Origin of the sequence: Parabacteroides sp. PFB2-10, from assembly GCF_029893085.1 — a bacterium.
Lineage (GTDB): Bacteria > Bacteroidota > Bacteroidia > Bacteroidales > Tannerellaceae > QVMG01.
On record NZ_JARXWI010000002.1, the window covers coordinates 99,051 to 125,412 of the forward strand.

Annotated in this window: 24 protein-coding genes; 15 read left to right on the forward strand and 9 right to left on the reverse strand. The window is 45.3% G+C overall.

The features are described 5' to 3' along the window. Positions 1 to 292: 292 nt before the first annotated feature. On the reverse strand, positions 293 to 943 hold the full coding sequence (locus tag M2137_RS02240) for an HAD family hydrolase (protein ID WP_280764833.1): 651 nt from the start codon (positions 941 to 943) through the stop codon (positions 293 to 295). Positions 944 to 1,090: 147 nt separating this feature from the next. Here M2137_RS02240 and M2137_RS02245 point away from each other — a divergent pair, with 147 nt between their 5' ends. Next, the gene (locus M2137_RS02245; RefSeq protein ID WP_280764834.1) at positions 1,091 to 1,351 is read left to right on the forward strand and encodes a hypothetical protein; all 261 of its coding nucleotides are present in this window, start codon (positions 1,091 to 1,093) and stop codon (positions 1,349 to 1,351) included. Positions 1,352 to 1,433: 82 nt separating this feature from the next. Next, on the forward strand, positions 1,434 to 2,015 hold the full coding sequence (locus tag M2137_RS02250; RefSeq protein ID WP_280764835.1) for a TlpA disulfide reductase family protein: 582 nt from the start codon (positions 1,434 to 1,436) through the stop codon (positions 2,013 to 2,015). Between the two features lie 12 nt (positions 2,016 to 2,027). Here the strand turns inward: M2137_RS02250 and M2137_RS02255 are convergent, their stop codons facing one another. Further along, positions 2,028 to 2,429: a rhodanese-like domain-containing protein gene (locus tag M2137_RS02255; protein ID WP_280764836.1), complete on the reverse strand. Its 402-nt coding sequence runs from the start codon at positions 2,427 to 2,429 to the stop codon at positions 2,028 to 2,030. Positions 2,430 to 2,566: 137 nt separating this feature from the next. After that, on the reverse strand, positions 2,567 to 4,357 hold the full coding sequence (rpsA, locus tag M2137_RS02260; protein ID WP_280764837.1) for a 30S ribosomal protein S1: 1,791 nt from the start codon (positions 4,355 to 4,357) through the stop codon (positions 2,567 to 2,569). A gap of 512 nt (positions 4,358 to 4,869) precedes the next feature. On the opposite strand from rpsA, the gene M2137_RS02265 reads away from it, so the two are divergent. From M2137_RS02265 to rpmA, 8 genes are all read left to right on the forward strand, one after another. Then, a complete protein-coding gene (locus M2137_RS02265) occupies positions 4,870 to 5,358 on the forward strand; it encodes a helix-turn-helix transcriptional regulator (RefSeq protein ID WP_280764838.1) in 489 nt (162 codons plus the stop codon). 105 nt (positions 5,359 to 5,463) lie between these two features. After that, entirely contained in the window at positions 5,464 to 7,251 is a 1,788-nt protein-coding gene (gene lepA, locus M2137_RS02270) for a translation elongation factor 4 (protein ID WP_280764839.1), read from the forward strand. A 94-nt stretch (positions 7,252 to 7,345) separates the two neighbouring features. Next, on the forward strand, positions 7,346 to 7,909 hold the full coding sequence (locus M2137_RS02275) for a DUF3575 domain-containing protein (protein WP_280764840.1): 564 nt from the start codon (positions 7,346 to 7,348) through the stop codon (positions 7,907 to 7,909). A gap of 8 nt (positions 7,910 to 7,917) precedes the next feature. After that, the gene (locus tag M2137_RS02280) at positions 7,918 to 8,445 is read left to right on the forward strand and encodes a DUF3868 domain-containing protein (RefSeq protein WP_280764841.1); all 528 of its coding nucleotides are present in this window, start codon (positions 7,918 to 7,920) and stop codon (positions 8,443 to 8,445) included. A 130-nt stretch (positions 8,446 to 8,575) separates the two neighbouring features. Next, the gene (locus tag M2137_RS02285; protein ID WP_280764842.1) at positions 8,576 to 9,730 is read left to right on the forward strand and encodes a DUF362 domain-containing protein; all 1,155 of its coding nucleotides are present in this window, start codon (positions 8,576 to 8,578) and stop codon (positions 9,728 to 9,730) included. Between the two features lie 26 nt (positions 9,731 to 9,756). Beyond that, positions 9,757 to 10,524, forward strand: a complete 768-nt coding sequence (locus tag M2137_RS02290) for a DUF6599 family protein (RefSeq protein ID WP_280764843.1) — start codon at positions 9,757 to 9,759, stop codon at positions 10,522 to 10,524. Positions 10,525 to 10,667: 143 nt separating this feature from the next. Beyond that, on the forward strand, positions 10,668 to 10,985 hold the full coding sequence (rplU, locus tag M2137_RS02295) for a 50S ribosomal protein L21 (RefSeq protein WP_280764844.1): 318 nt from the start codon (positions 10,668 to 10,670) through the stop codon (positions 10,983 to 10,985). A 21-nt stretch (positions 10,986 to 11,006) separates the two neighbouring features. Continuing rightward, on the forward strand, positions 11,007 to 11,273 hold the full coding sequence (rpmA, locus tag M2137_RS02300) for a 50S ribosomal protein L27 (protein WP_280764845.1): 267 nt from the start codon (positions 11,007 to 11,009) through the stop codon (positions 11,271 to 11,273). Positions 11,274 to 11,502: 229 nt separating this feature from the next. On the opposite strand, the gene M2137_RS02305 is transcribed toward rpmA, so the two are convergent. From M2137_RS02305 to M2137_RS02320, 4 genes are all read right to left on the reverse strand, one after another. After that, entirely contained in the window at positions 11,503 to 12,798 is a 1,296-nt protein-coding gene (locus M2137_RS02305; protein ID WP_280764846.1) for a glycoside hydrolase family 57 protein, read from the reverse strand. A 22-nt stretch (positions 12,799 to 12,820) separates the two neighbouring features. Then, complete coding sequence (locus tag M2137_RS02310; protein WP_280764847.1) at positions 12,821 to 14,086, reverse strand: glycosyltransferase; 1,266 nt, start codon at positions 14,084 to 14,086, stop codon at positions 12,821 to 12,823. Positions 14,087 to 14,102: 16 nt separating this feature from the next. After that, on the reverse strand, positions 14,103 to 16,040 hold the full coding sequence (locus M2137_RS02315) for a glycogen debranching enzyme N-terminal domain-containing protein (protein WP_280764848.1): 1,938 nt from the start codon (positions 16,038 to 16,040) through the stop codon (positions 14,103 to 14,105). A 405-nt stretch (positions 16,041 to 16,445) separates the two neighbouring features. Continuing rightward, positions 16,446 to 17,159 carry a methyltransferase gene (locus M2137_RS02320; RefSeq protein ID WP_280764849.1) on the reverse strand — a complete coding sequence of 238 codons (714 nt, stop codon included), beginning with the start codon at positions 17,157 to 17,159 and terminating at the stop codon, positions 16,446 to 16,448. A gap of 110 nt (positions 17,160 to 17,269) precedes the next feature. Between M2137_RS02320 and lon the strand changes: the two genes are divergently transcribed. Further along, on the forward strand, positions 17,270 to 19,723 hold the full coding sequence (lon, locus tag M2137_RS02325) for an endopeptidase La (RefSeq protein ID WP_280764850.1): 2,454 nt from the start codon (positions 17,270 to 17,272) through the stop codon (positions 19,721 to 19,723). 129 nt (positions 19,724 to 19,852) lie between these two features. Here the strand turns inward: lon and fabD are convergent, their stop codons facing one another. Further along, complete coding sequence (gene fabD, locus M2137_RS02330) at positions 19,853 to 20,731, reverse strand: ACP S-malonyltransferase (protein WP_280764851.1); 879 nt, start codon at positions 20,729 to 20,731, stop codon at positions 19,853 to 19,855. 138 nt (positions 20,732 to 20,869) lie between these two features. Between fabD and tatA the strand changes: the two genes are divergently transcribed. Both tatA and tatC read left to right on the forward strand, forming a co-directional pair. Further along, positions 20,870 to 21,067, forward strand: a complete 198-nt coding sequence (gene tatA, locus M2137_RS02335; protein WP_280764852.1) for a twin-arginine translocase TatA/TatE family subunit — start codon at positions 20,870 to 20,872, stop codon at positions 21,065 to 21,067. Between the two features lie 9 nt (positions 21,068 to 21,076). Further along, on the forward strand, positions 21,077 to 21,919 hold the full coding sequence (gene tatC / locus M2137_RS02340; RefSeq protein ID WP_280764853.1) for a twin-arginine translocase subunit TatC: 843 nt from the start codon (positions 21,077 to 21,079) through the stop codon (positions 21,917 to 21,919). Here the strand turns inward: tatC and M2137_RS02345 are convergent. Beyond that, positions 21,914 to 22,645: a copper homeostasis protein CutC gene (locus M2137_RS02345; RefSeq protein ID WP_280764854.1), complete on the reverse strand. Its 732-nt coding sequence runs from the start codon at positions 22,643 to 22,645 to the stop codon at positions 21,914 to 21,916. The two genes, tatC and M2137_RS02345, sit on opposite strands and share 6 nt — an antisense overlap. Before the next feature lie 79 nt (positions 22,646 to 22,724). Here M2137_RS02345 and M2137_RS02350 point away from each other — a divergent pair, with 79 nt between their 5' ends. Both M2137_RS02350 and thrA read left to right on the forward strand, forming a co-directional pair. Beyond that, on the forward strand, positions 22,725 to 23,657 hold the full coding sequence (locus M2137_RS02350) for a DMT family transporter (RefSeq protein WP_280764855.1): 933 nt from the start codon (positions 22,725 to 22,727) through the stop codon (positions 23,655 to 23,657). Positions 23,658 to 23,909: 252 nt separating this feature from the next. Beyond that, complete coding sequence (gene thrA / locus M2137_RS02355) at positions 23,910 to 26,348, forward strand: bifunctional aspartate kinase/homoserine dehydrogenase I (RefSeq protein ID WP_280764856.1); 2,439 nt, start codon at positions 23,910 to 23,912, stop codon at positions 26,346 to 26,348. Positions 26,349 to 26,362: the final 14 nt, after the last annotated feature.

Here is a 26,362-nt window from a genome sequence, read left to right on the forward strand (position 1 = left end):
ACGACAAATACAGAAATGTTAAAATATCGATTGTAAGTAAAACGGTCGTTTTGCTTACAAATCCATACGTTAAAAAGTGTTTCTCCCGGGAGTTTGCCTCCAAAGTCCCGCCTTTTTGCGCGCAAAGTCCCGCCGAAATTACAAATCGTAAATTGGCGATTTCGTCGGAAATGGGCAAATTAACGTTTATTCACATTGTTATAAGATGGCTCCTACGATTAGCCTCCTTCTATATGATGCCACTTGATTATACATATAAAAAAACAGGCATTTGCCGGAAGACTTCCGTTTTTCAGCGGATAATGCGCAGGATATCCTCCGGATGGTCGACGATATGATGCGGATGGAACTGTTCGAGTTCGGCGCGCGGGCGGAAGCCCCAGGTGACGCCACAGGCGGTGACCCGGCTATTGTTGGCCGTTTGCATATCGACGCCCGAGTCGCCGACATAGAGGGTGTTTCCGGGTTCTGTATGGGTTATGGCCAGGATATCGTGTACGATGGTCGGATCCGGCTTGGGTGTGATGCCTTCGCGCTGGCCGAAAACAGCGGCAAAGGGGATATGGGGGAAATAATGTTTGATCAGTTCACAGGTGGCCTCATGGTATTTGTTGGAGGCGACGGCCAGTTTGATCCCTTTTTCGTGCAGCGTCTGAAGCAAAACGGGAATACCCGGGTAGGGTTCGCTCCGGTCCATATTGTGTTCGCTGTAATAGGCGAGGAAGGATTTCCGTATGTTGGCGATGTTCTCGATTGTTTTTTCTCCTTCCGGCAGGGCGCGCTCAAAAAGTTTATTGATGCCGTTCCCTACGAAAAAGCGGTAGGATTCGGTCGGGTGAAGCGGGAAATGGTGTTGATTCAGAGCGTAATTGGTGCTGTCGGCCAGGTCTGCTATGGTGTTCAGGAGCGTGCCGTCCAGATCGAAGATAACGAGTTGTATCATGTTATTTTTGTTATTGAAACGCAAAAATAATGAAAAGATGTAGGAAGTTTAAAAGAAATTTGTATCTTTCAGACATCCTTGATTGGAAAAGGGAAACACGAGAAAAAGATTTCCTGCAAGTATTGTATAACTTAAAATCACAAGATCATGGGAAAAAGATTAATTCACAGCAATGAAATTCATTTGCTAAGCGAGACAGAGATTAAGGCGGCTGCCCGCAAAATGGTAGAAGATTTGGGCTTGGCAGCCGGTTCGATGGAAGGTTTTAATATTTACAAAGTCGTCATTACTTATTTTAGAGATTTAGAGAAAAGGCACGAAGTGAACAAACTGCTAAAAATAGTTGAAGATCCGGAATACTGCGGAGAAGAAGAACAAATAAGGGAAACAATAGAAGCTGAAGAATAAAAACACAAAAAAATACAGATAGCCCTATGGATCGGCAACGGCTTTAGGGCTATTTTTATGTTTAACATTAAACAAGACTCTTATGAAAACACTTAAAACGTCATTATTTATTTTGATTTGTATCTGTTTGGCCGCCTGCAAAAACACAAGTAAAACATCCGACAAGACCTCTGCTGCCGAAGTTCAAGAGGTTGTGTCAGACGAACGGGGCTATATTGTCAGCGTGGGCGACAAAGCGCCTGAGTTCGCTATTGAATACCTCGATGGACGTGTGGTCAATCTTTCCGACCTGAAAGGCAAATTAGTGATGATCCAGTTCACAGCCAGTTGGTGCGGTGTATGCCGTAAGGAGATGCCTTATATTGAATCGGAGATCTGGCAAAAGCATAAGGATAATCCCAATTTTGCGCTTGTCGGGATCGATTTGAAAGAGGATGAGGCAACAACCGCTAAATTTGCTGCCGATATGAAGGTGACCTACCCATTGACTTTGGATAGGGAAGGGGAGAAGTTCGCGCTTTTCACCGAACCCAAAGCGGGCGTAACCCGCAATATCATCGTTGATAAAGAGGGTAAGATTGTTCTGTTGACACGTCTTTTTGAGATGGAAGAGTTTAATGCAATGGTAGCCTTTATCGACAACTACCTCGAAACGAACTTCTAAGGAGCGAAGCGGTTAGTTTGATTCCTCTTCTTGATAGACAGGCTTCCCGGCCTCTTTCCAGGCCTTGAAGCCTCCTTTCAGCTCGTATATATGCTCAATGCCGGCTTTCTCCATGGCGGCGTAGGCTTTGCGGCTTCTTTTACCGGTTCGGCAATAGATGAAATAGGTTTTGGCCGGATCCCAACCGCTAACGATTTTCGCGAAGTCCTCTTGTTTTACATCGGCCAGAATGGCTCCTTCGATGTAACCTTCTTTCATCTCTTCTTCCGTACGAACGTCTACAATAACAGCGTTGGAGGTAGTGATCAACAGCGCTTCAAACGTATCGGGAGAAACTATTTCGGTGGGTTTGTCCTGGCAGGCAGTGAATAGGGCACACAATATGATGGCAGTACTTGTTATAAATCGTTTCATAGGTAACTATTTTGCTACAAAGATAGGAAAGAAAAATGACCCGTGCGAGTAATTTCAGATAGTTCCGGCGCATTCCCCGCATAAAAAAGAGGCCTCCCCGATTGGGAAGGCCTCTTTCTATGTGTATAAGAAGAGATTTACTTACCTCCTGAAAGTTTTTCTTTCAGGGCAGCCAGTTCTTCGATATCACCTAAGGTTGTTTTTTCAACCGAGCCGGTTAGCATCGCTGGTTCTTCTTTTGCTTTCTTGGTAGAAGCTTTCTTTTCGCCTGTTGTTTCTTTCTTGGCAGCTTTTTGTTCATCTTCGTGGATGCGGCTGTGAGAAAGAATGATGCGTTTTGCTTCTTTGTTGAATTCGATTACTTTGAATTCCATTTTTTCGTCAACAGTTGCCTGTGAGCCGTCTTCTTTCACTAAGTGCTTCGGAGTGGCGAAACCTTCTACGCCGTAAGGCAAGGAGATAACAGCACCTTTATCCAAGGCTTCGATGATGGTTCCTTCGTGGATTGAACCAACGGTGAAGATTGTTTCAAACACATCCCATGGGTTTTCTTCCAATTGTTTGTGTCCTAAGCTCAGGCGACGGTTTTCTTTGTCGATTTCCAGTACCTGTACTTCGATCTCAGCACCGATCTGAGTGAATTCAGACGGATGTTTGATTTTCTTCGTCCAGGAAAGGTCGGAAATATGGATCAGGCCGTCAACGCCCTCTTCGATTTCAACGAATACACCGAAGTTCGTGAAGTTACGCACTTTGGCAGTATGTTTGGAAGCAACCGGGAAACGGTTTTCGATATCTTCCCATGGGTCGGCTTTCAGCTGTTTGATACCCAGAGACATCTTGCGTTCGTCGCGATCCAGTGTCAATACAACCGCTTCGATTTCGTCGCCTACTTTCATGAAGTCCTGTGCAGAGCGCAGGTGTTGTGTCCATGACATTTCAGATACGTGGATCAAACCTTCTACGCCGGCAGCGATTTCGATGAATGCACCGTAGTCAGCCATCACAACTACTTTACCCTTCACCACGTCGCCTACCTTAAGCTCTTCGCTCAAAGCATCCCATGGGTGCGGAGTAAGTTGTTTCAGACCCAATGCGATACGTTTCTTCTCGTCGTCGAAGTCGAGGATAACCACATTGATTTTCTGATCCAGCTGAACGATTTCTTCCGGATGAGATACGCGTCCCCAAGAAAGGTCGGTGATGTGGATCAAGCCGTCTACGCCACCCAGGTCGATGAATACGCCGTATGAAGTGATGTTTTTGACTGTTCCTTCCAGTACCTGTCCTTTTTCCAGTTTCGAGATGATATCTTTCTTCTGTTGTTCGAGTTCTGCTTCGATAAGTGCTTTGTGAGAAACAACCACGTTCTTGAATTCCTGGTTGATCTTTACGATCTTGAATTCCATAGTCTTTCCTACAAATACGTCGTAGTCGCGGATCGGTTTTACGTCGATCTGTGATCCCGGCAAGAAGGCTTCGATGCCGAATACGTCTACGATCATACCGCCCTTCGTACGGCATTTGATGAAACCTTTGATGATTTCGTCTTTTTCCAACGCTTCGTTAACACGTTCCCAAGAGCGTGAAGCGCGTGCTTTTTTGTGTGAAAGGATAAGCTGTCCTTTTTTGTCTTCCTGGCTTTCGATGTATACTTCTACTTCGTCGCCAATTTTCAGTTCCGGATTGTAACGGAATTCCGACATAGGTACTACGCCGTCCGATTTGAATCCAATGTTTACAACTACTTCACGTTTGTTCATAGCTGTAACTTTACCCATCACAACGTCTTTGTCGTTTACCTTGTTGAGGGTTTCGTCATACGTTTTTACAAGATCGTCCTTGCTTACTTCACCGTAAGATTCGCCTTGTTCGTAGGCGTCCCAGTTGAAATCTTCAACCGGCTGAATGTTCTTTAAATTTTCCATTCTCTAAATTGTTAATACTAAGTTACTTTTAACTAAAAGTTAGACATTATGTTGTCATCTCTCGAAAATTGCTCGCAAAGGTAATGTTTTTTTCTGATTCACAAATTTTTTTTTGATAGTATTAGGCTGATTTTTAGAATTGTCATGAATCGAAATTAGCCTGATCACGGTTCAAAACGAATTGTCAAAATATAAGCAAAACAGCTATTCATCAAATAAAGAGGAACAGGGGGGTAAGAATGGACGGCAGGAATGGTAGAGGAAGAGGCTGAGTAGTTGCTAAAGTTGTCGCTTGGGGTATTTTGCTTTTCCCGTGAAGGAGGATCCTCTGAAAAATAATATGTAATAAAGCAAGTCAAAGAATACGAAGCGGTTATAAATGATTTGTTAAACAAGGCTCCTAATTAAACCCCTGATAACTCGAATGTCGGGTAAATGTCGGGTAAAATACCCTTTGAAAATTATTTTGATTTTGAGGTAAAATATATCTTTGTCGAAAATTTCAATAAAAAATGAAACAACCAGAATTAGGACGTAAAATTTTAGAACTAAGAAAGAGCAAGGGTTTGACTCAAGAGGAGTTGGTAGAAAAATGTAATATAAATGTTAGAACATTGCAACGAATTGAATCGGGAGATGTCAACCCTCGATGTTTTACGGTTAAGATCATTTTTAATGCGCTTGATTATGATATTAGTGATGAGTCATTAAATCAAAAGTCTGAGGTGTTTGAGTATTATAAAATTACATTCGACAAAGTAAAAAATCAAATTCAAAATTGTAAGATAATGAAAAATTCAAGAAACTTTTTTTATGATTATTTTTTAGCTACTGGGGTTGTTTGGTTTATTTGTGCACTTGCCATAGTGATATTTAAGTTAAATTTTCAGGTCAAAGAAATTTTGTTGACTATAATTATCCCACTTGCTTTTTCGATTTTTAGACAATTTACTAAAAATAACTCATCTCAAATAGCTGATAAAAAAGAAAGTCAAATTTGAAACGACAAGAGTAAGCAACGTCTATTCCGGTTGTTTTTACTTCCTGATTTTGTCTGTCTTTGCGAGATTCTCACTATCTTTGCACCTCAAAATGAGAATTAGCAGATGAAGAATATTCGCAATTTCTGTATTATTGCCCATATTGACCATGGCAAGAGTACCCTGGCCGACCGTTTGCTTGAATATACCAAAACTGTCGAAGGCAAAGACATGCAAGCGCAAGTGCTGGACGATATGGATCTGGAGCGTGAGCGAGGTATCACGATCAAGAGCCATGCTATCCAGATGGAATATGTCAAAAACGGAGAAAAGCATATCTTTAACCTGATTGACACGCCGGGGCACGTTGACTTTTCGTATGAAGTATCCCGTTCGATCGCGGCCTGTGAGGGTGCGTTGTTGATTGTCGATGCGGCACAGGGGATACAGGCTCAGACAATCTCCAATCTCTATATGGCGATTGAGAATGACCTGGAAATAATTCCGATTATCAATAAGATAGACCTCCCAAACGCAATGCCGGAAGAGGTGGAGGATCAGATCGTGGAACTCTTAGGAGTGGCTTCGGAAGATATCATTCGTGCCAGTGGAAAAACCGGCGAAGGAGTGATGGATATCCTGGATGCGATCATCGAGCGGGTTCCTGCTCCCAAAGGTGATCCGGAGGCTCCGTTGCAATGTTTGATCTTCGACTCGGTATTCAACTCTTTTCGGGGTATTATTGCCTACTTCAAAGTGGTGAACGGGGTGATCCGCAAAGGCGATCATGTGAAGTTTATCGCTACCGGAAAGGAATACGACGCGGACGAAGTGGGCATATTGAAGCTCTCTATGTCGCCCCGGGATGAGATACGCACGGGAGATGTGGGGTATATCATCTCCGGAATCAAGACCTCGAAAGAGGTGCGGGTAGGGGATACGATCACACATGTGAAGAATGGCGCCTCGGAGGCTATTGCCGGATTTGAAGAGGTGAAGCCGATGGTGTTTGCCGGTGTCTATCCGATCGATAGTGAGGATTTCGAAAACCTGCGTACGTCGTTAGAAAAATTACAACTCAACGATGCCTCGCTTACCTTCCAGCCGGAAAGCTCGGTGGCTTTAGGCTTCGGTTTCCGTTGTGGTTTCTTGGGACTGTTGCATATGGAAATCGTACAGGAGCGGTTGGATCGCGAATTTAATATGGATGTGATCACGACGGTTCCCAACGTATCATATAAGGTATACGACAAAAAAGGAAACTGCATGGAGGTGCATAACCCAAGTGGACTGCCCGATCCGACACAAATCGAACATATCGACGAACCCTATATTCGTGCCTCGGTGATTACGACCACGCAGTTTATAGGCCCCATCATGACGCTTTGTCTGGGGAAACGCGGTATTCTGTTGAAACAGGAATATATATCGGGCGAGCGTATGGAGATCCATTACGATATGCCTTTGGGAGAGATTGTGATCGATTTCTACGATAAGCTCAAGAGTATCTCCAAAGGATATGCCTCGTTCGATTATCATTTGCATGATTTCCGTCCGAGTAAATTGGTGAAGCTGGATATCTTATTGAATGGGGAACCGGTGGATGCTTTGTCAACGCTCACGCACTTCGACAACAGTGTGCCTTTTGGTCGCCGTATGTGTGAGAAGTTGAAAGAGTTGATTCCCCGCCAGCAGTTTGATATTGCTATCCAGGCGGCTATCGGTTCGAAGATTATTGCCCGTGAAACAATCAAAGCAGTGCGTAAGGATGTGACGGCCAAATGTTACGGAGGGGATATCTCGCGTAAACGAAAACTGTTGGAAAAACAGAAAGAAGGGAAAAAGCGCATGAAGCAGATCGGTACGGTAGAGGTGCCTCAAAAGGCGTTCCTGGCTGTATTGAAACTGGATTAGCGTGAGAAAAGAAGCCATAGCGTAAAGAATATCAAAGAAATATGTATCTTTAGGCGCTTTTTGCGTCATGTAACACATATATAAATACGTATATATGAAGAAAATTGGATTAATTGTATTTTGTTGCCTTGTATCCATTTTGAGTGCGTCTGCTCAATATGTTGTTATTAAAACGAATGGGCTGTATGATGCCCTTACCTGTCCGAACCTGGGAGTCGAGTTCTCTCTGGGACGGCATTTTACCGGGGATGTTTCCGGTAATTATGCTCCTTTTGAGATTACGAAGAAGGAGTCGTTGAAACACTGGTTGGTGCAACCGGAATTCCGTTATTGGCCAGTAGAACGATTCAACGGACATTTCATAGGTCTGCATGGCTATTACATGGATTATGTTTTCAAAAAAGTGGATCTGCCTTTTGGTATGAATAAAGATCATGCTTACGATGGGGTAGGTTATGGAGGAGGTATCTCATACGGCTACCAGCTTTACCTGTCACCTCGTTGGAGTCTTGAGTTTACGGCAGGCTTCGGGTATGGCTATTTTGAGTACGACAAGTTTGTCATGAAAGAGGACAAGCAGGAATACCTGGGATTGTATAAAACCGATTACTGGGGAATAACGAAGGCCGGTATATCTATTACTTACTTTATCAAATGATCAGGACAATGAAAACAAATATACTATTTACACTTTGCCTGTTGGTAGCTTCTATGGTTTCTGTTCAGGCGCAACAGACGGCTGTTTATAAAGGAAAAGCTTTTGTGGAAGATTATGAATTGTTTGTGGAAAATGATTCGGCTTTCTTTCAGGCAACTATCTGTATGACAGATATCCCTTTGGTGAAATATCATACGCTGACTATTACGCCTATTCTCTATTTTGGATCGGAAACGTTTGAGTTGGCACCGATTGTGTTGCAAGGTGGAAACAAAGATAAATACTACCGCCGTGCGACTCGCTTGAGTAAAGGGGAAAAAGCCATTCGGCCGGCTTACGTGATCTTGAAGAATGAGCCGAAGAAGATGCAGGTCGTGTATTATAAAGAAACACTGCAAGCACGACCTTGGATGAAGAATGCACGGCTTGCGCTGAAAGGCACCTACACCCGCTACCATGGGAAGAAGGCAGAAAAATATTCTTTTGAACCGTTCTTAAATATAGCAGATCATTATTCTGTTCTATTGGCAGAATAGTAAATAAAGCAATTTGAGGATAAATGAAAAAGAGGAACTGAAAACAGTTCCTTTTTTTGTATAGGATAGAGTCTTCTTTCGTGGATTATTTTTGTATGTTTGTGATCCAACAACACTAAATCAACATATTATGAAAAGACGTAAATTCTTCCGCGCACTGATGGCTGGTGGAGTAGGTGCTGCTGTTACTCCAATTATCAAAGCGGCTCCTTCCCTTATGCAGGAAAAGGTGAAACCAGAAACCAATATTGACGTTGCGAAATCTATTCCGCGAACGGCGCTGTCGATGCCGGGCAAATACCCCGGGAAAGTGGTCAAAGTAGATCATGCCGGTAGCATTGTTGACGGGAGGCCATCCGAAACGGTTGCTTATGATATGGTGAAAGAGTGCCTGTTGAAGCTTACCGGCGAGACCGATCTGAAGAAAGCCTGGCGGCAGTTTGTCGGACCGGAGGATGTGATCGGTATCAAAGTGAACCCGATAGGTGGGAAATTGTTGTCGACTTCGCATGCGGTGACCCAAGCGATCGTCAAACAACTGGAAGAGGCCGGCATTCCTCGCGAACGCTTGGTCATCTGGGATCGCCGACAGGAAAACCTGGAAGATTCCGGTTTTACAGAAGCAAACTACCCGGGCATAAAGATCTCTTCTACGGAATGTTATGATGAAAACAAGAGTTATATCAATGCCGAAGGGCGTTATTATAGCGAAGACCGCATTGATAAGGCGCATTATCTCTACGCCGATGTCGAAGGAGAATACGATGCCTATACGATACCCTATATGGTGAATGGTGGTAAGAATTCTTATTTCACGAAGATATGTACCGAAGAGGTAACCAAGATTATCAATGTTCCCATATTGAAGAACGCCGGTTATTCCATCACGGTGTGCATGAAGAACCTGGGTTTTGGTTCCATCTCTAATACGCAACGGTTGCATACCGATCTGTGGCATGAGACCTGCGCGTATGTTTGTGCATTTCCGCCCCTGCGCGATAAGGTAGTATTGAATATCGCCGATGGCTTGATCGGCTGTTTCGACGGAGGACCGGGAGCGAATCCCCAATTTATTACGCAGTATAAAACGATTCTGGCCGGAACCGATCCGGTAGCGGTCGACCGCATTGCGCATGAAGTTATCATCAAGAAACGAATTGAAGAGGGCATTCAAAAGGAGGATCGCAAAGGATCACGTCTGTTTATGGAACTGGCGGATGAATTGAAGTTGGGGGTAAGTGATTTGGACAAGATAGATCTTGTAGAATTGAGAATGGATAGTTGATAATTGATAATTAAGACAATATTAACGTGAAGAAGGTTTTCTGGGTTTTATATTTATGTTTTGCTTGTAGTCAATTATCCATTATCCATAGCCAATTGTCTGTTGTCCGCGAGCGCGTGTTTACGGGGCAGGGCTTGTATGGCTTTATGAATGGCGGGGCAGACCTGTTTCTGGAATACGGTGTGGAGAGGCTGACTAATCGGGATGTGGAGTGGAATGGAGAGTCTTATACGATTGATATCTATGAGATGCCGACGCCGGAAGATGCTTTTGGTATCTATTCCATGCAGGTGTTTCGTTGCCAAGAGGCCGATCAGGGAGGAGGTATAAACTGTTTGTCTCCTTATCAATGGCTTGGAGTCATCGGTAATCGTTACGTATCGGTGGTTTTCCCTTCCGGTTCGGAGGCGGCACTAAAGGGAGTTAGCGGGTTAATTGCTCACTATTTTCCGGAAACGGACAGCGATCTTCCGGCTTTTCCGGAGAAATGGCAGGCAGAGTCTCCTTTCTCGGGCGTATTGAAGTATGCACGAGGATCGATCTCTTTGTCGAATATCAGCAAAGATCTTTCAGGGCGCTTGAAAGAGCTGGCCTATAAAGGCGTTTGGTTTCGGAAGGGTGGGGAGGAAGACTCCTATGAAGCATCTGTTTGTTGCGACAATCGGGAACAATGCGAAGCGATTCTGGCAAAGCTCGATCCGACGATGGTGATAGACTCACAAGATACCTGTATCTATATAAAAGGAAAAGAAAGCAAAGAAGAAACGCCCGATTTCGGTCCTTTCGGCTTCTAAAGGGAGAAAAAAAGATTGGAATATTTGGATAATAGATTCGGATACAGTAATTTTGCACTCTGATTTTCCGCAGAGGGTAGACAAGAGGATTCGGAGACGACGCCCACCCCCGGGACATAACCTGTTTAAAGTATAAAAGACAGATGTACGTAATTGTAGAAATTAACGGACAACAGTTCAAGGTAGAACAAGGAAAAAAGATGTTCGTACACCACATTCCTAACGTTGAAAGTGGAGCTGTTGTTGAGTTTGACAAAGTATTGTTGGTTGACAACAATGGACAAGTGACTGTAGGTGTGCCTACGGTTGAGGGTGCGAAAGTAGTTTGCGAAGTGCTTTCTCCGCTGGTAAAAGGTGACAAGGTATTGATCTTCCACAAGAAAAGAAGAAAAGGATACCGTAAGTTGAACGGACACCGTCAACAGTTCACAGAGGTAAGTATTAAAGAAATTGTTGCTTAACGTTTAAAGAATTAAAAGAAAATGGCACATAAGAAAGGTGTAGGTAGTTCGAAGAACGGACGCGAATCGCACAGTAAACGATTAGGCGTGAAATTATTTGGTGGAGAAACAGCGAAAGCCGGTAACATTCTGATTCGTCAGAGAGGCACAGCTCACCATCCGGGAAAGAATGTAGGCATCGGTAAAGACCATACATTGTATGCGTTAGTTGATGGTGTTGTATTGTTCCACAAAGGAAAAGGTGATCGTTCATACGTTTCCATCACAGAAGCAGAAGCAAAAGCATAACAAAAGCTTTTCGATAGGATAAGAGAACAGGCGGAGTTCGTTATGAACTCCGCCTGTTTTTGTTTTATAGTCTACACAAAATTGGAACAACTGCTTTTGTTTTCCGGGTTAACCCAGAAACATAAACGGTTGGTAATTCCTCAATAAAGGAGAGGTTGCGTAACAACTTCTCCTTTACTAATTATATAGAGGTTATTCCTATCCTCTTTCTTGTTTGACTATTCTCGTCTTAGATCTTCGCTTTCGCCGCTTTCTTCTTTAGCTTTTCGATCTCTTTCTGCAGATGTTCAATCTCTTCACCCTGGTTCTTAATCGTCGTAAGAAGGGCATTCAACTCTTCATTCTCAATTGTTTCCGGGAACTGAGCATTGACACGATTGATGAAATCCGCCAATACGTTCATGTAGTTGTTAAACGCGTCATATGGATTGTCGTACGGACTGAATCCGCCGCCCGGGTGACGGGTGTTCATATAATAATAGTGGTCGCTGCTTTGCAGGTAATTCCAGTCCTGCAGGATGCGCCGGTCTTCCACCAATCGCACGCGTTCGCTGATCTCATTGATCTTCTGGAAAGCCTCTTTCTGCAATACATTACCCAGCCACGATCCGGTATCTTTCTCTTCATCTACCCACGACATAGGGTAGGGCACCCCAATACAATCAACCGGTTTCAGTAAGTTGAATATATCGGAAGGGGTTGAAAACGAAATATTGTGTTCGGCGGCATACCTTGGCAAGGCCCGGAAGAAATCAAAAATACCCGACTCGGCCGGATGCAACGACCCGAAGATTTCATAATTCATAAACAGGTTGATGATCTGTTCCGACTCCGGAGTAGAGGCAATCCAAGAGATGAATTTGTCTGCCGTCAGCGGATATTCATTCCAGGTATAATCATTAAAACGCATGGAAAGGTCTTCACTGAAGCGGTCGTTCTTCAGGAGAAGTTTCAATTGCGGGCACACACAAGAGGAATACATATAGTTCGGACTTTTCCATCCCAACACATGCTTGGCGCCTTCTGTCAGCATCCCTTTAAAGCCATTGTCATAAACCAGCTCGGCAATGTCATCCGAATAGATCAATTCCGTATTGCGGAAGACTTTCGGCTTCACACCAAACAGGGTGTTAATCTTATTCTTATGCTGCGTTATTTCGCGTTTAAACTCTTCAGGATCACCCAGTGAAGCGAGCGAATGGGCGTAGGTCTCGGCCAGAAACTCTACATTTCCCGTCGCAGCCAGTTCTTTAAAGCTATCGATTACTTCAGGCGCATAGATTTCCATCTGCTCCAAAGCAGTGCCGGAAATCGAGAAAGCCACTTTAAACTTCCCGCCGCTCGCTTTAATCATATCGAGCATCATGCGGTTGGCCGGAATGTAACAACGCTCGGCTATACGATGCATGATCTCTTCGTTCTGGAAGTCATCGTAGTAATAGTGGTCATTCCCTATATCAAAAAAACGATATCTTTTTAAACGGAACGGCTGGTGTATCTGAAAATAGAAACAAATCGTTTTCATACTTTATCTTGTTTTAATTTTTTTATCTGTTCAGTAATTGATCGTAAATATGGCGTACCTTCTGGCCGGCATACTCCCATTTGATGTTATCCACCTCATTCTTTCCTTCTACTTTCAGGAATTCGTGCATCGCCGGATAGGTAATAATGGAATACATCGCGTCGGCCATGGCTTCGATATCCCAGTAATCCACCTTGACGGCGTAATCAAGAATCTCGGCACATCCCGATTGTTTGGAGATAATAGAAGGAACACCACACTGCATCGCCTCCAAAGGAGAGATGCCGAAAGGCTCGGATACGGAAGGCATCACATAGACATCACTTGCTTTCAATACCTCATATACTTGTTTTCCTTTCATAAAACCGGTAAAGTGGAAACGGTCTGCTATATTTCTTTGCGCCACAAGGCGAATCATCTTATTCATCATATCGCCACTCCCTGCCATCACGAAACGGGCATTCGGAGCTCTCTGTAATACTTTTGCCGCGGCTTCGACAAAATATTCGGGACCTTTCTGCATCGTAATACGTCCCAAAAAAGTAATCACCTTATCTTTTACCCCTTTCTTATCGGGTATAGCCAGGATTTCCTGGCTCAACGGTTCAACGGCATTATGTACGGTTGTTACCTTTGCCGGATCCTGATGATACTTCTCGATCACCGTCTGGCGGGTCAGGTTACTAACGGTTATAATATGATCGGCATTGTCCATGCCGTTCTTCTCGATGCCATACACATCCGGGTTCACATTTCCGCGGCTACGATCATAGTCGGTTGCGTGTACATGAATAACCAACGGTTTACCGGTTACGTTCTTTGCATGCAATCCCGCCGGATAGGTCAGCCAGTCGTGTGCGTGGATGATATCAAAGGGTTTCGTTCGCGCAATCACACCGGCTACGATGGAATAGTTATTGATCTCTTCCAATAAGTTATCCGGATAGCGACCTGAAAATTCAAAACACCCGATATCATTCACATAACGATAACTGAAATCGGCATAAATATGATCCCGGAAATCGTAATAATCCTGCGGATCCAGATTGACCTTGGCGAATCGTTGCCGTATATACTCCCAGTCTGTATCGCGCCAGACAACGGGAACGTGGTTGACCCCTATGATTTTCAGGAAACTTTGGTCTTCATCCCCCCATGGTTTGGGAATACAAAAGGTAATATCCATATCGGGCTGCATGGCCATGCCACGCGTCAGCCCGTAGCTGGCCGTACCTAATCCTCCCAGAATATGCGGAGGGAATTCCCATCCAAACATTAATGCTTTCATATATAATAGTATTCGATTATTCTACATCATATTTCTTCAACAGATCCAACACGCGCAAAATAGCGGACACGCTGGGTGCGTAGGAAATTGCCCCCCTGGATGTAAACGGCGGATTCCCATCAACCAATTCGGAAATAGTACCGATGCAGTGCAGGGATATCTCTTCTTCTATGCTGATCAGCATCCGTTCGACAAACGAAACGCCCGATTTGCCGAACACACGCAGGTAAGCCTCCAGATAAGGTCCTAACAACCAAGGCCAGGCAGCTCCCTGATGATAGGCCAGGTCGCGATCATATTGCGGCCCGACATAATAGGGACGATAGCCTTCGCTCTTGGGACTTAACGTACGAAGTCCTTTAGGTATCAACAGCTCCTTCGTCACATAATCCAATACCGCCCGGCGCTGAACACGCGACAGGGGAGAATAAGGTAATGCCACGGCAAAGATCATATTAGGTCGCACACTCCAGTCTACCCGACTGCCACTAACAGAATCGAACAAATAATTATATCCGTTTACGAATGTCTCCGGGAACGAGATGTTTATACGCATGATCAGGGGCGCCAGTTTATCGTTCTGCGGCCCATTGGTCAACTCATTATAAAAACAGAGCGCATTATACCAAAGCGCGTTAAACTCAACAATATATCCGGAACGGACAACCACCGGTTTGCTGTTTATCGTGGAATTCATCCAGGTGATAGCCTTGTCTTTCCCTTCGGCATACAATAAGCCATTTTCCATCACTCGCATATCCGGATGTTTCTGATCCAGGATGTAATCGATCATCTCACCGACAATATCCATGTATTGCTCACAAGCCTTCTTTATGCCGACATGGGTGCAATATTGCTGAATGGCCCAGATAGCCCAAAGAAACACATCCGGCTGCCCGATCTCATGGATTACCATATTGTCTTCCGAGCCCTCTTCCATAAATTGGCGTATGGCGGGAATGGCCGTATGCATAATTTTCTCGAACCGCACCGGGTCGTCGATGGAAAGAGTCGCACCGGGTAAGGAAAGGAACAGGTCGCGTGCTCTCACCTTGAACCAGGGGTAGCCTGCCAATAGATAGGCATCTGTTTCATTCGGGCGATAATAGAATTGTTGAACCGAGTTTTTCAGGCTGTTAAAGAAGTTGTCACGCGGCGTACGTGAGTTTACTTCTGTTTCATACATCGATTTCAGGCGTGTGGTGACAATCGGTTCGTCTCCCGCACAGAAATAGACCGATTCCCCCTTCTTGATGGCCACCTCAAAATAGCCGGGCACATAGAGGTCTTCCTGATACGGATATCCTCTTTCCTGCTCTTTCGGATACTCGATAGCCCGATACCAGTCGGGTTGGAACACAAAGGTCGCTTTCTTGTTGAATTGCATATAAAGCTCCGGGTATCCGGGATACATACAGGTTTTTATGCCATTCGGAATCTCTTCGTACGATTGGTTTACCGATCCGTTTTCATGGGTCAACTCCTTCACGCTCCGGAATGCCAGGAAAGGGCGGAAGCGCAAGGTTGTTGCCGAATGAGCATCTTCCAGTGTGTATTTGATCATGATCCGGTTCTCAAAAGAAGAAAAAACCTTCTCTTTCGAAAGAATCACTCCACCCACCCGGTACAGCGTACGCGGTACGGTGTCCGACGTATATTCCCGGATATATTTATGCCCGTTCGGACTGAAACTACCTCCCTGGTATTTATGCAGTCCCAGGTTGAATTCCGCTTTATGCTGAATAACCGTCTCGTCCAAAGAGGATAAAAGCACATGATTATTATCATCCAGTCCGGGTACAGGCATTACGAGTAACCCATGATATTTCCTGGTATTACAATCCACAATAGTCGTGCAATGATAGGCTCCTTTTCTGTTCGTTCTGAGCACTTCACGAGTCAGCGACTCTTCCAGGTTAACCATTAATCGTTTGTCAAATTTGAGATAACTCATAATATATATTAGAGGTTTTAAGTTATATTATTTCATAGAAACCTTGTTATTCCTATGTTTTAATGAACCAAAAATACATAATCTAAGATAGAAAACAAATTTGTGTGGTCAATTTTATTTATTTTGACTCCTTTTATTTTGAAACCTTCTTTTACAAGGGCTTTATTGCCAAGCGCATAAAACATACCCCTGTTCTTTAACACAAAAAGTGAACCGCCTCAAATTTTGAAATGTTAAAATATGGATTGTAAGCAAAACGGCCATTTTGCTTACAATCCCATACGTTAAAAAGTGTTTCTCCCGGGAGTTTGTCTCCAAAGTCCCGCTTTTTTGCGCGCAAAGTCGGGCGGAAATTACAAATCGTAAATTGGGGGTTTCGCTGAAAATGGACAAATTAACAATATTTTACATATTGAGATAATAGGCGCTGGTGAGTGTTTGGTATTCGGGAGTGTATTTGTGTCTTTCGACTTCAATCGTTAAAGTCTCTATGGTCAGGGTGGGAGAGGGCTTTTGTATTATCTCCACCAACAGGCGTTTGGGGCTGCTTCCCACGACAGGAATAACATTTGTCTGGCGGATGACAAAAAGACCTTCACTTTCTGTCAGATCATACAGCTGTTTTTCCTGGTCATAAGGGAGAATAAGAGCCAGGCGCCCATCGTCGGAAAGCATGGATCGACTCAAACGGATCAGGTCGTCTAACGCCAGGGTATCGGTATGACGTGCTATCGACCGATTTTCAGTAGGTGGCTTCAGGGATGAGATAAAATAAGGAGGGTTGGAAACAATCAGGTCATAACTGTCTCTTTTTTCTGAGGCAAACTGCTCCAAAGATTGGTGAAACACCCTTATCCGTTCGGAGAAAGGGCTGTCGGCAACGTTTTCAAGTGACTGAACGTAAGCCCCCTCATCGATATCGATGGCGTCGATGAGGGCTTGGCTGCGTTGTGCGATCATTAAAGCAATCAGGCCGCTGCCGGTACCGATGTCTAATACGCGTTTGGCCTTGTCTGCATAAGCCCATGCGCCCAGGAGAACTCCGTCGGTTCCGACTTTCATGGCGCACTTATCGTGTCGGATTGTAAACTGCTTGAAGTGGAAAAAAGAATTAGGCATTTTCTTTATTTTTAAAACAATACAAAATTAACTATTATTGAATGAAAAAATGTAACTTTGGCACGTTTTATGTTTTAGCTGCTATACAACCAATTGAGGTAAAAAGAAGAATGAAGAATAATAAATTTAGAACGCTACATACAAATCATTTTGATGATACCGAATCCATCGTGTTGCCGGTTATTATGGAGTGCGATATGGATGATGATTTTTCACAGGGTTTGGAAAAAGTGGGCGATACGCTGCCTATCCTTCCTTTACGCAATATGATCCTGTTTCCCGGCGTGGCTCTGCCGGTGATCGTAGGACGTGTGAAGTCCATGCGGTTGATACGGGAGGTGGTTCGCAAAAAGAAAATGATTGGGGTCACCTGCCAGAAATCAATCGAGACGGAGGATCCGGGGTATGATGATTTGTATAATGTAGGGGTCGTAGCCAATATTGTACGGGTATTGGAAATGCCCGACGGAAATACAACCGTTATCCTGCAGGGAAAGAAACGTTTTGAACTACAGGAGATAACAGAAACAGAACCTTTCTTGAGCGGAAAGATAACTCTCTTGGATGATACCCGTCCGGATAGAAACGACCAGGAGTTCGAAGCGCTATTGTCGACCATCAAGGACTTGACGATTAAGATGCTGAGCGTGGCCAATGATCCATCGCGCGATCTGATTTTCTCTATCAAGAATAACCATAATATGGTTTACTTAGTGAATTTCTCTTGTAGCAATTTGCCGGTATCAGCCGACGTAAAGCAGGAGTTGCTCAAGATAAACGACCTGCGCGAGCGGGCGTATCGCTTGCTTTTCATATTGAATAGGGAATACCAATTGATGCAGTTGAAAGCCTCTATCCAAATGAAAACGCATGAGGATATCAATCAGCAACAACGCGAGTATTTCTTGCAGCAACAGATCAAAACAATCCAGGAGGAACTGGGCGGCAATATCAATGATCAGGAAGTAAACGAATTACGGAAAAGAGCGGAAAAGAAGAAGTGGCCGGCTTATGTGAAAGAGGCTTTCGATAAGGAGGTGCGCAAGCTGGAACGTCTGCATCCGCAGTCGCCTGACTTCTCTATTCAGACACAATATGTACAAACCATTGTAAACCTGCCCTGGGGCGAGTACACCAAAGATAATTTCAACCTGAATCATGCGCAAAAGGTATTGGATAAAGGCCATTACGGATTGGAGCAGGTGAAGGAACGTATCATCGAGCACCTGGCTGTTCTGAAGCTAAAAGGTGATATGAAGTCGCCGATTATCTGCCTATATGGCCCTCCGGGCGTAGGGAAGACCTCGCTGGGGAAATCCATTGCGGAGGCGTTGAACCGGAAATATGTGCGTGTGTCGTTGGGCGGTCTGCACGATGAAGCGGAGATTCGCGGGCACCGGCGCACCTATATCGGCGCCATGAGCGGGCGTATCATCCAGAATGTATTGAAAGCCGGATCGTCTAATCCGGTGTTTATCTTAGATGAGATCGACAAGGTATCGAGCGATTTCAAGGGCGACCCGGCGTCGGCTTTGCTGGAAGTGCTCGATCCGGAGCAAAACAGCGCGTTTCATGACAACTACTTAGATATCGATTACGACTTGAGTAAGGTGATGTTTATCGCAACGGCAAACAACCTAAATACCATTTCGCAGCCACTGCTCGACCGTATGGAGCTGATCGAGGTGAGTGGTTATATCATGGAAGAAAAGATTGAGATAGCCAACCGCCACCTGATTCCAAAGCAATTGGATGCACATGGCATCGCTCGTAAGAGTGTGAAGTTCCCGAAAAAAACTATTCAGGCCATTGTGGATTCGTATACGCGTGAGAGTGGTGTGCGTGAATTAGACAAAAAGATTGCCAAGGTCACTCGCAAGATTGCCCGCAAAATTGCCTCGGAAGAGGAGATACCGTCGCAGATCACGCCCGATATGCTGCAGGAATACCTGGGTGCTCCGGAATATTCCCGTGATAAATACCAGGGGAATGAATACGCGGGTGTGGTAACCGGTCTGGCCTGGACTGCGGTGGGTGGTGCCATCCTGTTTGTGGAGGCCAGCCTGAGCAAAGGAAAAGGAGCCAAGCTTACCTTGACCGGTAACCTGGGAGAGGTGATGAAAGAGTCGGCTATGCTCGCGCTGGAGTATATACATGCGCATGCTTCCATGTTTGATATTCCGGAAGAGATGTTTGAAAACTGGAATGTGCATGTGCATGTACCGCAGGGAGCTATTCCGAAAGACGGGCCGAGCGCCGGTATAACGATGGTAACCTCGTTGGTTTCAGCCTTTACACAGCGCAAAGTGAAAGAGAACCTGGCGATGACAGGCGAGATTACGCTTCGTGGCAAGGTGCTTCCGGTAGGCGGGATCAAAGAAAAGATCCTGGCAGCTAAGCGGGCTGGCATCAAGGAGGTGATCCTATGCCGTGAAAACAAGAAAGATATCGATGAGATAAAAGAGGACTACCTGAAAGGAATCACTTTCCATTATGTGGAAGATATCAGCGAAGTGATCAATCTGGCTCTGTTGGATGAGAAGGTAGATAATCCGCAGTTTTAGCCCCTCCAAACCTCCCCCAAGGGGAGGCTTAAGAAGGATACATACAAAAAAGAACCCCGGCTACTATCAGATAGTCGGGGTTTTTGTCTTTAAGCCTCCCCTTGGGGGAGGTTTGGAGGGGCTGCTTTCTTATTGCTTCCCTTCGGTAGCTACCGAACGGTCGATCTTTTTGATCAATCCCTGCAGGACGCTTCCCGGACCTAATTCTGTGAAATGATCAGCACCATCGGCAATCATGTGTTGGATTGTCTGTGTCCAACGTACCGGCGCTGTCAATTGTGCAATCAGGTTGTTTTTGATAATTGCCGGATCGGTAGCCGGTTTGGCATCTACATTCTGGTAGATCGGGCAGACAGGTGCGTTGATCGCTGTCTTTTCAATCGCTTCAGCCAGTTCGGCACGAGCCGGTTCCATCAGCGGAGAGTGGAAGGCGCCTCCTACATTCAATTTCAGGGCACGTTTGGCACCCGCTTCAAGCATTAACTCGCAGGCTTTTTCAATACCCGACATACTTCCCGAGATAACAAGCTGTCCCGGACAGTTATAATTGGCACATACCACCACATCGTCTATGCCGGCACAGATTTCTTCTACCTTTTCATCCGGCAAGGCCAATACGGCTGCCATCGTAGACGGAGTCAGTTCGCAAGCTTTCTGCATGGCCATGGCGCGCTTGGATACCAATACCAGCCCGTCTTCAAAAGAAAGAGCGCCGGCAGCCACCAGGGCAGAGAACTCACCTAAGGAGTGACCTGCTACCATATCCGGTTGGAACTCTTCACCTAATGTCTTCGCTAATATAACGGAGTGAAGGAAAATGGCCGGTTGAGTCACTTTGGTTTGTCTCAGATCTTCGTCCGTACCGGCAAACATCAGGTCGGTAATGCGAAAACCAAGTATTTCATTTGCTTTTTCAAACATCTCTTTGGCTAATGGGTTGTTGTCATACAGATCCTTACCCATCCCTACAAATTGTGCTCCCTGGCCGGGAAATACATACGCTTTCATTTTCTAATAATTTTCTAATTTCAGATTTTTAAGACGGTGCAAAGGTAATAATTCCTTGATAAATTGGGCGTCTTTGCTTTTGAATAGTATCTTTGCGTTAGAATTAGAACAAATTACTAACGATAATATTCAACACGTATGAACCATTTAGCATTTATCGGTAACCTGGGAACAGGTGAGATTGTGATCATCGCTATCATTGTTTTGTTACTCTTCGGTGGAAAGAAAATTCCTGAACTGATGAAAGGAATCGGCAAAGGGGTGAAAAACTTCAAAGATGGTGTGAAAGGTTTGGAAGACGACATCAAATTAGACGACACAGACGATAAGAAATAAGAGAACGAGATGCAACAAGATGAAATGTCATTCTGGGATCACCTGGAAGAACTTCGTTGGACTCTCTTTCGTATCATTGGTGCGCTATTTCTGTTTGCCATACTCCTGTTTGCTTTTATGCGGGGAGAAAATGGTATTTTTGATGGTATTATTATGGCGCCTACCCGTGGTGACTTCTGGACTTACCGCTTGTTTTGTAAGGCCGGGTCGCTACTGAAAATTGTAACCGACTTTTGTGATCCCACGTTCCGTATTCATATATTCAATATCAAATTAGCTTCGCAGTTTTTCACCCACATGACTACCTCGTTTTGGGTAGCGTTGGTGTTGACTTTTCCTTATTTGATGTTTGAAGTATGGAAGTTTATCAGTCCGGCTCTTTACGAAAATGAAAAGAAGAATGTCCGCTGGGTATTCTTTTTCGGGACGGGTATGTTCTTTTTAGGATGTGCCGTTGGCTACTTCATGGTGTTCCCGGTTACACTCCGTTTTCTGGCTACTTACCAGATCAGTGAGGCGATTACCGAACAGGTCTCCCTGGAATCCTATATGGATAACTTCCTGATGTTGATATTTGTGATGGGGGTTATCTTTGAAATGCCCCTGTTGTCGTGGTTATTGTCAAAGTTAGGCTTGATTCATCGTGGATTCTTCCATCGCTATCGCCGCCATGCCATTGTTGCTTTATTGGTATTAGCCGCCTTTATCACACCCAGTGGTGATCCGTTTACATTAGCTATTGTCTTTATCCCACTGTACGGACTCTTCGAGTTAAGCGCATTCTTTGTGCGGCCTGAACCGAAAGACGACGATGATGAGGATGACATGCTACCGGCTGTAGTCGAATCATAAATACTTCGCTACCTTTTCACGATCCGTTTGCACTGTCTCGAACTCCGAGGTGACAGGGCTACTTCCCATGGGTACACGTTCATTGCGGTATTCCATCTGGCTATACACTGTGTTTCTGGCTGAGGTGTGAAATTCTTTGGCGCCGGTTTCCATTTCAATCCGGGCGATATTTGTTTCGCGCACGCCACATCCGGGCATGATAATAATGCGGTCACCAGCTCTTTTCACCAGTTCGGCGATCAAGGAGATGCCTTGTTCGGCTGTTGGTTGCTGTCCGGAGGTGAGGATACGGTCACAACCGGCTTCGATAAGCTGCTCCAGGGCAATGAAGGGGTCACGGCATACATCGAAGGCGCGGTGGAAGGTAACCGACAGGGGGCGGGCTGCATCGACCAACCGTTTCAATAGGATGGTGTCGATATCACCCTCCCGGGTAAGACATCCAAAGACTACCCCCTGCACTTCGAGCTGTTTGCATAATTCAATATCATGTAGCATCGATTGAATTTCCGCTTCGGTGTACAGAAAGTCCCCGCCACGCGGACGGATAATCACATGGATCCTGATGTGTGACGTAAGCGCCTTAGCCATCTTTATCTCTCCATAACTGGGCGTTGTGCCTCCTTCCGGAATAGCCGCGCATAGTTCTACCCGGGCAGCACCTCCCGCTTCCGCTTCCACGCAGCTCTGTGCTGAATTGGCGCATATTTCAATAATCCGTTTCATGTACTGGTTCTTTTATTCGGTAAAGATAATGATTTATAAAAAGTCTCACTACCTTTGCGTTATCTTATAAAGCAAGGCAATGATGTCGAAAGAAAAAATGAAAGGTCACCTGTTGATCTTTTTGGCGAATGTACTGTTTGCCGTGAATATGCCGATTTCCAAATACCTCTTACCCGGGCATCTTACACCTGAAGCATTGACGATTATGCGTATGCTTTTTGCCTGCGTGATGTTCTGGATTACCTCCCTTTTTGTGCGTAAAGAGCATGTCCCCTTGAAAGATATAGGTTTGTTGTTTATTTGTGCTTTTTGTGGGATCGCGTTAAACCAGGGATTATTCATTCAGGGGTTGAATGTGACCTCGCCGATCGATGCCTCGATCATTGCCACCGGAGTGCCCATTTTTGTCATGATTCTGGCGGCTATTATCCTAAAAGAGCCTATCACGCGCCAGAAGGCATTCGGTGTTTTCCTGGGCATAGGCGGGGCGGTGATGCTGATCCTGCAATCGGCGGATGGGGGCACGAAAGCCAGTAGCCTGGCGGGCAATCTGATGATTGTCACCAGCGGTCTGTCCTATTCGGTCTACCTCGTTCTCTCTAAACCGCTGACCGAGAAATATTCTTCAGTCACCATCATGAAATGGATGTTCCTTTTCGCGAGCCTGATGTTGTTGCCGTTTACTTTCAACCATATAGCAGAATCACCGGCTTTTCAGCATGGCGGGATCGATCTGAAGGAGGTCTCCGCCATTGCGTATGTGCTTTTCGGAGCAACGTTTCTTCCTTATCTGCTTATCCCTATGTCGCTGAAGCGGATACGTCCGACCACGGTGAGTATGTATAACTATGTGCAGCCGATTGTGGCTTCGCTTATCACCGTATTGGTGGGACAAGACACTTTCGGACCATTGAAGCTGTTGGCTGCTGCTTTGGTATTTGTCGGGGTCTATCTGGTAACGCAGAGTAAGAGCCGGGCTGATTTGGAACGCGAGCAGGAGGAAAATAAATGATATTCTCTTTGGTTTGCATGACAAAATGTGTAAATTTGCCCTCACTATGCAAGTTAGAAATAAGACACTACACATCCGTAACACGACGTTTGCCTATTATACATGGGCATTAACAACCCCTTGGGGGGTATAAATTACACTTCACAACGCAAGGCGGCCAGGCCCTTTGGTTGTAGCAATTTAAGTATTGCCTCTTTTTTTAATCATACCGGCAGGTCCGGTTCTTATTCAATCATAACATATTAGAATACGATGAAAGTATTGAAATTTGGCGGAACATCCGTAGGTTCCGTAAATAGTATCTTGAATGTAAAAAAGATCGTAGAGGCTGTTGAAGAGCCCGTCGTAGTAGTCGTCTCTGCCTTGGGTGGCATCACGGATAAACTGATCGCTACCTCCCAATTGGCCGCAAAGGGTGATGTGGCTTATGAAAAAGCATTTTCTGAAATAGTGACCCGCCACTTAGATGTGGTGGAAGGTGTTATTCCCGATGCGCAAGAGCGCAAAGAGGTGCAGGAAAAAGTGATGCGTCTGTTGGATGAACTGGGTAATATCTTCCGGGGTGTTTATCTGATTAATGACCTTTCTACGAAGACGTCCGATGCGATTGTAAGCTATGGAGAACGTATTTCTTCCACTATTATATCCCGCGTGATCGATGCGAAACTGTTTGATTCGCGCAAATTCGTAAAAACAATATCTCAATTTAATAAACATATTGTCGATTTTGATGAGACCAACCGGTTGATCAAAGAAGCATTTTCTCCACTACCCAAGGTGTCGCTGGTGCCCGGCTTTATTTCGACAAGCGCTGAAACGGGTGAGGTGACTAATCTCGGTCGTGGAGGTTCCGACTATACAGCCTCCATTCTGGCAACGGCGTTAGATGCTTCCGTTTTGGAAATCTGGACGGATGTGGACGGCTTTATGACGGCCGATCCGCGTGTGATCAGCTCGGCTTATGTGATCGACCAATTGACATTTACCGAAGCCATGGAGCTTTGTAACTTCGGGGCGAAGGTGATCTATCCGCCTACGATCTATCCGGTTTACCATAAGAATATTCCTATCCGCATATTGAATACCTTTAACCCGGAAGCTCCCGGTACCTATATCTCGAAAGAGAAAGGCAAGGAGAGCGGGAAGGCGATGATCAAAGGTATTTCGTCGATCAATGATACCTGTCTGATCACGGTACAGGGATTGGGTATGGTTGGAGTGATCGGTGTGAACTACCGTATATTCAAAACACTGGCTAAGAATGGCATCAGCGTGTTTATGGTGTCGCAAGCCAGTTCGGAGAACAACACCACCTTCGCTGTGCGAAATGCCGATGCCGATCTGGCTGTCGATGTGTTGAACGAAGAGTTTGCGCTGGAGCGTTCTGTGGGCGAGATCAGCGATGTGACGGCCGAAAAAGAGCTGGCAACCGTGGCTATCGTTGGGGAAAACATGAAACGTACGCCGGGGATAGCCGGGAAGCTGTTCGGTACGTTGGGACGTGCCGGGATCAGTGTGATCGCCTGTGCGCAAGGGGCTTCGGAAACAAATATCTCTTTTGTTATCAAACTGAAGTATCTGCGCAAAGCCCTAAACTCCATTCACGATTCCTTCTTCCTCTCGGAATATAAGGTGTTGAATCTTTTTATCGCGGGAGTAGGCACGGTGGGAGCGCATCTGTTGGAGCAGATCCGCGTGCAGCAACCCAAATTGATGGAGCAAAACGGATTGAAACTGAAAGTAGTGGGTATCTCCAATTCCAAGAAAGCCTATCTATGTCGCGAAGGGATCAACCTGGAGGACTATATGGGGGAGCTGAACGAGAAAGGGCATCCGAGCAGTCCGAAGCAGCTGGCTGATGAGATATTGAATATGAATATCTTTAATTCCGTTTTTGTGGACTGTACGGCCAGCCTGGAGGTGGCAGCACAATACGAACGGTTAATGAACGATAATGTCTCCGTTGTCGCCGCCAATAAGGAGGCCGCCTCTTCTACATACGAGAATTATCAGACGCTGAAAGAGACAGCCCGCAAGCGGGATATCAAGTTCCTGTTTGAAACAAACGTGGGAGCTGGCCTGCCGATCATCAACACCATGAATGATCTTCGCAATAGTGGCGACCATATACTGAAACTGGCCGCCGTGCTTTCCGGTACATTGAATTATATCTTTAATACGCTGAGTGCGGATATCCCTTTCAGTGAAGCGATCCGAATGGCGAAAGAGGCCGGTTATGCCGAACCCGATCCGCGCATCGACCTGAGTGGAAAGGATGTGTGTCGCAAACTGGTGATCCTGGCGCGCGAAGCCGGTTATAAGGTGGAGCAAAAGGATGTGAAACAGGAGTGTATCATTCCGGAGAAATATTTTGAAGGCTCTTTGGATGATTTCTGGAAGAACGTGCAGGAAGTAGATGCGTTGTTCGAAACCCGCCGGCAAAAACTGGAGAAAGAGCATAAGCGTTTACGCTTTGTGGCAACCATGGATCAGGGTGTTTGCCTGTTGGGACTGCAGGAGGTCGACAGCCATCATCCCTTCTATGAGTTGGAAGGAAGCAATAATATTATCATGATATCCACCGAAAGATATTATGAGTATCCAATGGTTATCAAAGGATATGGAGCCGGAGCCGATGTGACGGCAGCAGGGGTATTTTCGGATATTATATCGATAGCTAATATTCGGTAAATTTAGCATTGGCA

Coding starts and splice junctions, on each gene's coding strand:
- M2137_RS02240 (WP_280764833.1), bottom strand. CDS start 943: ATGATACAACTCGTTATCTTCGATCTGGACGGCACGCTCCTGAACACC.
- M2137_RS02245 (WP_280764834.1), top strand. CDS start 1,091: ATGGGAAAAAGATTAATTCACAGCAATGAAATTCATTTGCTAAGCGAG.
- M2137_RS02250 (WP_280764835.1), top strand. CDS start 1,434: ATGAAAACACTTAAAACGTCATTATTTATTTTGATTTGTATCTGTTTG.
- M2137_RS02255 (WP_280764836.1), bottom strand. CDS start 2,429: ATGAAACGATTTATAACAAGTACTGCCATCATATTGTGTGCCCTATTC.
- rpsA (WP_280764837.1), bottom strand. CDS start 4,357: ATGGAAAATTTAAAGAACATTCAGCCGGTTGAAGATTTCAACTGGGAC.
- M2137_RS02265 (WP_280764838.1), top strand. CDS start 4,870: ATGAAACAACCAGAATTAGGACGTAAAATTTTAGAACTAAGAAAGAGC.
- lepA (WP_280764839.1), top strand. CDS start 5,464: ATGAAGAATATTCGCAATTTCTGTATTATTGCCCATATTGACCATGGC.
- M2137_RS02275 (WP_280764840.1), top strand. CDS start 7,346: ATGAAGAAAATTGGATTAATTGTATTTTGTTGCCTTGTATCCATTTTG.
- M2137_RS02280 (WP_280764841.1), top strand. CDS start 7,918: ATGAAAACAAATATACTATTTACACTTTGCCTGTTGGTAGCTTCTATG.
- M2137_RS02285 (WP_280764842.1), top strand. CDS start 8,576: ATGAAAAGACGTAAATTCTTCCGCGCACTGATGGCTGGTGGAGTAGGT.
- rplU (WP_280764844.1), top strand. CDS start 10,668: ATGTACGTAATTGTAGAAATTAACGGACAACAGTTCAAGGTAGAACAA.
- rpmA (WP_280764845.1), top strand. CDS start 11,007: ATGGCACATAAGAAAGGTGTAGGTAGTTCGAAGAACGGACGCGAATCG.
- M2137_RS02305 (WP_280764846.1), bottom strand. CDS start 12,798: ATGAAAACGATTTGTTTCTATTTTCAGATACACCAGCCGTTCCGTTTA.
- M2137_RS02310 (WP_280764847.1), bottom strand. CDS start 14,086: ATGAAAGCATTAATGTTTGGATGGGAATTCCCTCCGCATATTCTGGGA.
- M2137_RS02315 (WP_280764848.1), bottom strand. CDS start 16,040: ATGAGTTATCTCAAATTTGACAAACGATTAATGGTTAACCTGGAAGAG.
- M2137_RS02320 (WP_280764849.1), bottom strand. CDS start 17,159: ATGCCTAATTCTTTTTTCCACTTCAAGCAGTTTACAATCCGACACGAT.
- lon (WP_280764850.1), top strand. CDS start 17,270: ATGAAGAATAATAAATTTAGAACGCTACATACAAATCATTTTGATGAT.
- fabD (WP_280764851.1), bottom strand. CDS start 20,731: ATGAAAGCGTATGTATTTCCCGGCCAGGGAGCACAATTTGTAGGGATG.
- tatA (WP_280764852.1), top strand. CDS start 20,870: ATGAACCATTTAGCATTTATCGGTAACCTGGGAACAGGTGAGATTGTG.
- tatC (WP_280764853.1), top strand. CDS start 21,077: ATGCAACAAGATGAAATGTCATTCTGGGATCACCTGGAAGAACTTCGT.
- M2137_RS02345 (WP_280764854.1), bottom strand. CDS start 22,645: ATGAAACGGATTATTGAAATATGCGCCAATTCAGCACAGAGCTGCGTG.
- M2137_RS02350 (WP_280764855.1), top strand. CDS start 22,725: ATGATGTCGAAAGAAAAAATGAAAGGTCACCTGTTGATCTTTTTGGCG.
- thrA (WP_280764856.1), top strand. CDS start 23,910: ATGAAAGTATTGAAATTTGGCGGAACATCCGTAGGTTCCGTAAATAGT.